We start from the raw sequence: 5,845 nt of genomic DNA, 5'->3' as shown, positions 1-5,845 counted from the left end.
CAAGGGTCAGCAGTTCCGGTCCGGTGACTTCCAGGACCGCACCGTCGTATTCCGTGCTGGGATCGGCCGCGACCGCGGCAACGACCGCGGCGATGTCGCCGTGGGTGACGAACGCCGCCTGCCCGGTTCCGCCCGGTCCGCTGACGACGAAGTTCTCGTCGGCCAGTGCGGCAGGTGTCGCACCATAGAAACCGGCACGGAAGATGGTGTGGCGCACCTTTGTTCCGGCGATGAACTGCTCGGTGAGCCAGTGGTCGCGGGCATTGTGGTAGGTCGCGACGGGGCCGGCCCCGAGCAGCGAGACGTACAGGACGCGCCGGACTCCGACCGCGAGGCCCGCCTCAACGGCGGACGCGTGTTCTTCCAAGCGCCGACCGGTCGGATGGCCCGAGATCAGGATCAATGTCGACGCGCCGTCCAGTGCGCGGCGCATGGCCGCAGCGTCGGCGTACTCGGCTGGTCCGCGGCGCTGCGCCCCCGTGAGTTCCGGCAGAGCAGCGGGGTTGCGGGCCACCAGAAGCTGTGAAACCCCACGCTCGGCGAGCGCGCCCGCGATTCGGCTGCCCAATGCTCCAGTTACACCGGTAACGGCGACAGTTCCACTGATGTGCTGGCTCATGAGAGGGCTCCCTGATCGCGTACGTCTGCCACCCGAAGGTACGATGGTACTCGTACATGAGGCTAGCGATGTTCAAGGTACGACGCAAACCGTACCTGCGGTGGGAGGTGTTGTCGCAGTGGAGCCGGAGATGACGTTGGGGGTCGTACTCGCGGCGCTGGCCGACCCGCACCGCAGGCGCGTGGTCCGCGAGCTGACGGAATCGAGCGTCGACGTCGAACGTACCTGCTCGTCATTTGCCCTCGAGGTCACGAAGTCAACTGCCACACACCACTTTCGGGTGCTGAGCGAGAGTGGGATGATCCAGCTGAACGACTACGGCAACCGCAAGGGGGTGTTGCTTCGGCGCGCCGAGATCGACCGGCAGTTCCCTGGGTTGCTGTCCTTGCTGGCCGCCGAGCGGTCGGCTCAGCCGCGCCGCCACTGCCCGCCGGTGTAGTTCTCCCACGGGCTGTAGTCGGCGATCAGCCCCTCCTGCGGCGGCCGGTCGGCCTCCGGCACATGCTGCAGGTTGATCCGGATGCGGTACCAGATGGAGCTCGGCCCGCGCATCCCGTCGACCAGAATGTCAACGGGCTCAAGTCTTTCGGCGACGTCGGGATAGCGTGCCCGCCACACGTCCAGCGCGGCCATCGCCTCGTCTCTGGTCTTGGTCCTGGCGATCTCGATCAACGGCATGGCCGAGTGTCTGCGGCCGTCGCGGGAGGCGCCCCTCGGGGCCTTCTCGGCCGGGCCGAGCGCATCGGCCAGGTCCAGCAGGGCGTCCAGGCCGCCGGGGGCGTCGTCCATGCCCTCCCACGGATCGCCCATCGCGGCGAACCGCGCCGGCACGGTGGCGATGGTGAACGACTCGGGCCGGCACCCGTCGACCTCGTCCCAGCGCAACGGTGTGGACACCCTGGCGTCGGGGGTGGCTCGCACCGAGTAGGCCGAGGCGACCGTGCGGTCCTTGGCGTTCTGGTTGAAGTCGACGAAGACGCCTTCGCGTTCCTCCTTCCACCAGTGCGCGGTGGCCAGCTCCGGCGCGCGCCGCTCGACCTCGCGGGCCACGGTCTGGGCGGCCAGCCGGACCTTCTGGAACGGCCAACGCCGGTGGATGCGGGCGTAGATGTGGAAGCCGCGCGATCCTGACGTCTTGGGCCACGCGGTCAGCCCGTGGTCCTCGAGCACCTCGCGGGCCACCTGCGCGACGTCGAGGATCTGGCGCCAGTCCACGCCGGGCATCGGATCCAGGTCGACGCGCAGCTCATCGGGACGGTCGAGGTCGTCGGCGCGGACCGGATGCGGGTTGAGGTCGACGCAGCCCAGGTTGACCGCCCAGACCAGCCCGGCGACGCTGTCCAGGACGGCCTCCTTGGCCGAGGTTCCGGACCGGTATTTGAGTTCGGCGACCTCGATGTACTCGGGCCGTTTCTCCGGTGCGCGCTTCTGGAAGATGGCCTCCGCGGAGATGCCCTTGACGAACCGTTTGAGGATCATCGGGCGGCCCGCGACGCCGCGCAGCGCGCCCCCGGCGACCGCGCGGTAGTAGTCGATCAGGTCGAGCTTGGTGACGCCCGCATCGGGGAAGATCACCTTGTCGGGGTTGCTGACGGACACCTGCTGGCCATCAAGTTCCAGCGACATGGCACCGGCCATCACTACATCCTAGTAACCGCTCCGACTGCGACGGTGGTCACATATTGTGTCGTCATGCCAAGTCTGTCTGATCTGCCGGCACAGCTCACGGCGAAGGCCCAGCAGTACCTCGACCGCGGTTCCGCGGAATTGCACTACGCCCGCAAGATGTTCCAGGCGGGTGCGCTGCGGCTGGAATCGCCGCAGAACATGGTGGCGCTGGCCACCGACATCCGGAACTGGGGCGAGATCGGCATGATCCCGGCCCTCAACGCGCGGCGGCACCCCAACCGCACCGCGGTCATCGACGACGAGGGCGAGATGACCTTCGGTCAACTCGACGCCGCCGCCCACGCCGTCGCCAACGAGTTGCTGGCGATGGGGGTGCGGGGCGGCGACGGGGTGGCCATCCTGGCCCGCAACCACCGCTGGTTCCTGGTGGCGCTGTACGGGGCGGCCAGGGCCGGGGCCCGCATCATCATGCTCAACAGCGAGTTCTCCGGCCCGCAGATCAAGGAGGTCGCCGCGCGCGAAGGCGCCAGGGTGATCATCTACGACGACGAGTACACCGCCGCCGTCGCGCAGGCCGAACCAAATCTGGGCAAGCTGCGATCCTTCGGCACCAGCCCCGAGCAGGACGAACCGTCCGGCAGCACCGACGAGACCCTCGCCGAGGTCGTCGCGCGCGGCAACGACCGGCCCGCACCCAAGGCCACCAAGCACGCCTCGATCATCATCCTGACCAGCGGCACCACCGGAACCCCCAAGGGTGCCAACCGGGCCGCCCCGCCGTCATTGGCGCCGATCGGCGGCGTGCTCTCGCATGTGCCGTTCAAGTCCGGTGAGGTGACCGCGCTGCCCGCGCCGATGTTCCACGCGCTCGGGTTCCTGCACGCCACGGTGGCGATGATGCTGGGCACGACGCTGGTGCTGCGCCGCAGGTTCAAGCCGGCGACCGTGCTGGCCGACATCGAAAAGCACCGGGTGACCGCGATGGTGGTGGTTCCGGTGATGCTGTCGCGCATCCTGGACACGCTGGAACAGACCGTTCCCAAACCCAACCTGTCCTCGCTGCGGATCGTGTTCGTGTCCGGTTCACAACTCGGCTCCGAACTGGCCACCCGCGCGCTCAAGGACCTCGGGCCGGTCATCTACAACCTGTACGGCTCCACCGAGATCGCGTTCGCGACCATCGCCCGCCCCAAAGACCTGTCGATCAACCCCGCGACGGTGGGGCCGGTGGTCAAGGGTGTGCGGGTGCGGATCATCGACGACAACGGCAACGAGCTGCCGCAGGGCCAGGTCGGGCGGATCTTCGTCGGCAACACCTTCCCGTTCCAGGGCTACACGGGCGGCGGCGGCAAGCAGATCATCGACGGGCTGCTGTCCTCCGGCGACGTCGGCTACTTCGACGAGCACGGCCTGCTCTACGTCAGCGGCCGCGACGACGAGATGATCGTCTCGGGTGGCGAGAATGTGTTCCCGGCCGAGGTCGAAGACCTGATCAGTGGCCATCCCGAGGTCATCGAGGCCACCGCGCTCGGCGTGGACGACAAGGACTGGGGTGCGCGGCTGCGCGCGTTCGTGGTCAAGGCCGAGGGCGCCAGCATCGACGAGGACGCCATCAAGCAGTACGTGCGGGATCATCTGGCGCGCTACAAGGTGCCGCGCGAGGTCGTATTCCTCGAGGAGTTGCCGCGCAATCCGACCGGCAAGATCCTCAAGCGCGAGCTCCGCGATATCGAGGTGACGTAGCGTTCCCCGCCGAGCAGACACTGCGGTACCCCAGATTGCGCCATTCCGGGTACCGAACTGTCTGCTCGGCGAGGAGTCGGCGGAGGAATAGTTTCCGGCGCGTGGTGGTAATACTGGCTCGTGAACATCGACCTCACCGGTAAGACCGCGCTCGTCACGGGCTCCACCCAGGGCATCGGCCTGGCGATCGCCGAACAGCTGGCCCGCAGCGGCGCTCGCGTCGCGGTCAACGGACGCACCGCCGAGCGCGTCGACGAGGCCGTCGCCAAGCTCGGCGAATTCGACGTGATCGGTGTCGCGGCCGACGTCGCCACCGAGAACGGAACCGCGGACCTGCTGCGCGCGCTGCCCGCTGTCGACATTCTGGTCAACAACCTCGGCATCTTCGGGGCGGCACCGGCGCAGGAGATCACCGACGACCAGTGGCGCACCTACTTCGAGGTGAATGTGCTTGCCGCGGTACGGCTTATCCGCAGCTACCTGCCGGGGATGGCCGAGCGGGGCTGGGGCCGGGCGATCCAGATCGCCAGCGATTCGGCCATCGTCATCCCCGAGGAGATGATCCACTACGGGGTGTCGAAGACCGCGCTGCTGGCGGTGTCGCGTGGTTTCGCCAAGGACGCCGCGGGCACCGGCGTGACGGTCAACTCGGTGATCGCCGGCCCGACCCACACCGCCGGTGTGGAGGAGTTCGTCTACCAGCTGGTCGACAAATCGCTCCCGTGGGATCAGGCGCAGCGCGAGTTCATGATCAAGCACCGGCCGCAGTCGCTGCTGCAGCGGCTGATCGAGCCGGAGGAGATCGCGAACATGGTCGCCTACCTGGCCTCGCCGCTGGCCTCGGCCACCACGGGTGGTGCGCTGCGGGTCGACGGCGGGTATGTCGACTCGATCCTGCCCTAGCGTTCCCCGCCGAGCAGACACAAAACTGCCCAATTCGCTACGGAAATAGGCAGTTTTGTGTCTGTTCGCGGTGTCAGGTACCGATCGCCGAGCCGGGCACGGCCAGGCACACCAGCGTGAAGGCGAGCAGGAACCAGCCGGCCCCGTGCCAGATCGGCCAGGTGCCCTCGGCGCGCCACACCCGGTAGGTCCGCACGAACGCACCGACCCCGCCGACGAAGGTGATCGTCGGGACCAGCACCGCCGCGATCACGGACCGGTCGTAGGCATAGAAGGCCAGTGCGACACCCGCGACCGCGAGCACCGCCACCACATAGCCGACCGCCGCCCGGAACATGTCCGGGTCGTGCCAGCGTTTCTCGACATCATTGGTCATGGTCATCGGCCCCATCGTCATGGCCCGTTGACGTAGTCGGACAGACACCAGGCCTTGTGCCGGCACGCGATGATCGCCCCCGCGTCCGGGGCGGACCCGCGCACCTTGGGAGTGACCCTCGGCGGCAGATTGCAGTTCACCACGTACGGGTTGTACGGGATGACCCCGTTCACGCACGGCTGGGCCTGCGGGACGGGCGTGCTCTGACTCAGAACGGCGGTCGGCCCGGCGAGCAAGGCGAAAGCCGCGGCCGCCGTGCCCGTCACCCGCGCTACCCGTTTACAACCATTCATTAGCTATGTGAACCGTTGCCGACGGCCACTTATTTCGACGGTAGCCCTCCGGGCCGGCGGGCGTCGAGCGAATCAGCCGGTGGTGTTGCTTTCCAGCCGGTCGCGGATCGCGGCGCCGAGCGTGGCAGTGTTGCCGGGGCCGCCGATATCGGGGGTCAGGGCGTCCCCGCCCGCGGCCAGGACATCCTCGACGGCCGTCATGATCGCCGCCGCCGCATCCGGCTCGCCGAGGTGCTCGAGCATCATGCTCGCACTCCAGATCTGGCCGATCGGATTGGCGAC

The 5,845-nt window shown here is 68.0% G+C and carries 8 protein-coding genes; 3 read left to right on the top strand and 5 right to left on the bottom strand.

Features of this window, described 5'->3' with window-relative positions:
- A partial coding sequence (locus ACWDTP_RS36935; protein ID WP_450028175.1) for an NAD(P)H-binding protein occupies nt 1-619 on the bottom strand: 619 nt, incomplete at its 3' end.
- A gap of 130 nt (nt 620-749) precedes the next feature.
- Between ACWDTP_RS36935 and ACWDTP_RS36930 the strand changes: the two genes are divergently transcribed.
- Nucleotides 750-1,058 carry an ArsR/SmtB family transcription factor gene (locus ACWDTP_RS36930; RefSeq protein WP_450028174.1) on the top strand — a complete coding sequence of 103 codons (309 nt, stop codon included), beginning with the start codon at nt 750-752 and terminating at the stop codon, nt 1,056-1,058.
- On the opposite strand, the gene ligD is transcribed toward ACWDTP_RS36930, so the two are convergent.
- Nucleotides 1,028-2,257, bottom strand: a complete 1,230-nt coding sequence (ligD, locus tag ACWDTP_RS36925; RefSeq protein ID WP_450028173.1) for a non-homologous end-joining DNA ligase — start codon at nt 2,255-2,257, stop codon at nt 1,028-1,030. The two genes, ACWDTP_RS36930 and ligD, sit on opposite strands and share 31 nt — an antisense overlap.
- 54 nt (nt 2,258-2,311) lie before the next feature.
- Between ligD and fadD2 the strand changes: the two genes are divergently transcribed.
- Nucleotides 2,312-3,991, top strand: a complete 1,680-nt coding sequence (gene fadD2 / locus ACWDTP_RS36920) for a long-chain-fatty-acid--CoA ligase FadD2 (RefSeq protein ID WP_450028172.1) — start codon at nt 2,312-2,314, stop codon at nt 3,989-3,991.
- Between the two features lie 120 nt (nt 3,992-4,111).
- Nucleotides 4,112-4,894: an SDR family NAD(P)-dependent oxidoreductase gene (locus tag ACWDTP_RS36915; protein ID WP_450028171.1), complete on the top strand. Its 783-nt coding sequence runs from the start codon at nt 4,112-4,114 to the stop codon at nt 4,892-4,894.
- 73 nt (nt 4,895-4,967) lie between these two features.
- Here the strand turns inward: ACWDTP_RS36915 and ACWDTP_RS36910 are convergent, their stop codons facing one another.
- The 3 genes from ACWDTP_RS36910 to ACWDTP_RS36900 form a co-directional block, all read right to left on the bottom strand.
- Nucleotides 4,968-5,276 carry a hypothetical protein gene (locus ACWDTP_RS36910; RefSeq protein WP_450028170.1) on the bottom strand — a complete coding sequence of 103 codons (309 nt, stop codon included), beginning with the start codon at nt 5,274-5,276 and terminating at the stop codon, nt 4,968-4,970.
- Nucleotides 5,277-5,287: 11 nt separating this feature from the next.
- Nucleotides 5,288-5,536 carry a hypothetical protein gene (locus ACWDTP_RS36905; protein ID WP_450028169.1) on the bottom strand — a complete coding sequence of 83 codons (249 nt, stop codon included), beginning with the start codon at nt 5,534-5,536 and terminating at the stop codon, nt 5,288-5,290.
- A 99-nt stretch (nt 5,537-5,635) separates the two neighbouring features.
- Nucleotides 5,636-5,845 (bottom strand): isocitrate/isopropylmalate family dehydrogenase (locus tag ACWDTP_RS36900; RefSeq protein ID WP_450028168.1); only part of this gene is annotated, 210 nt, incomplete at its 5' end.

The organism is Mycobacterium sp. NPDC003449 (assembly GCF_053588415.1).
Note: the sequence above shows the minus strand (reverse complement) of the source record. Positions and strands in the feature narration are given on the sequence as shown.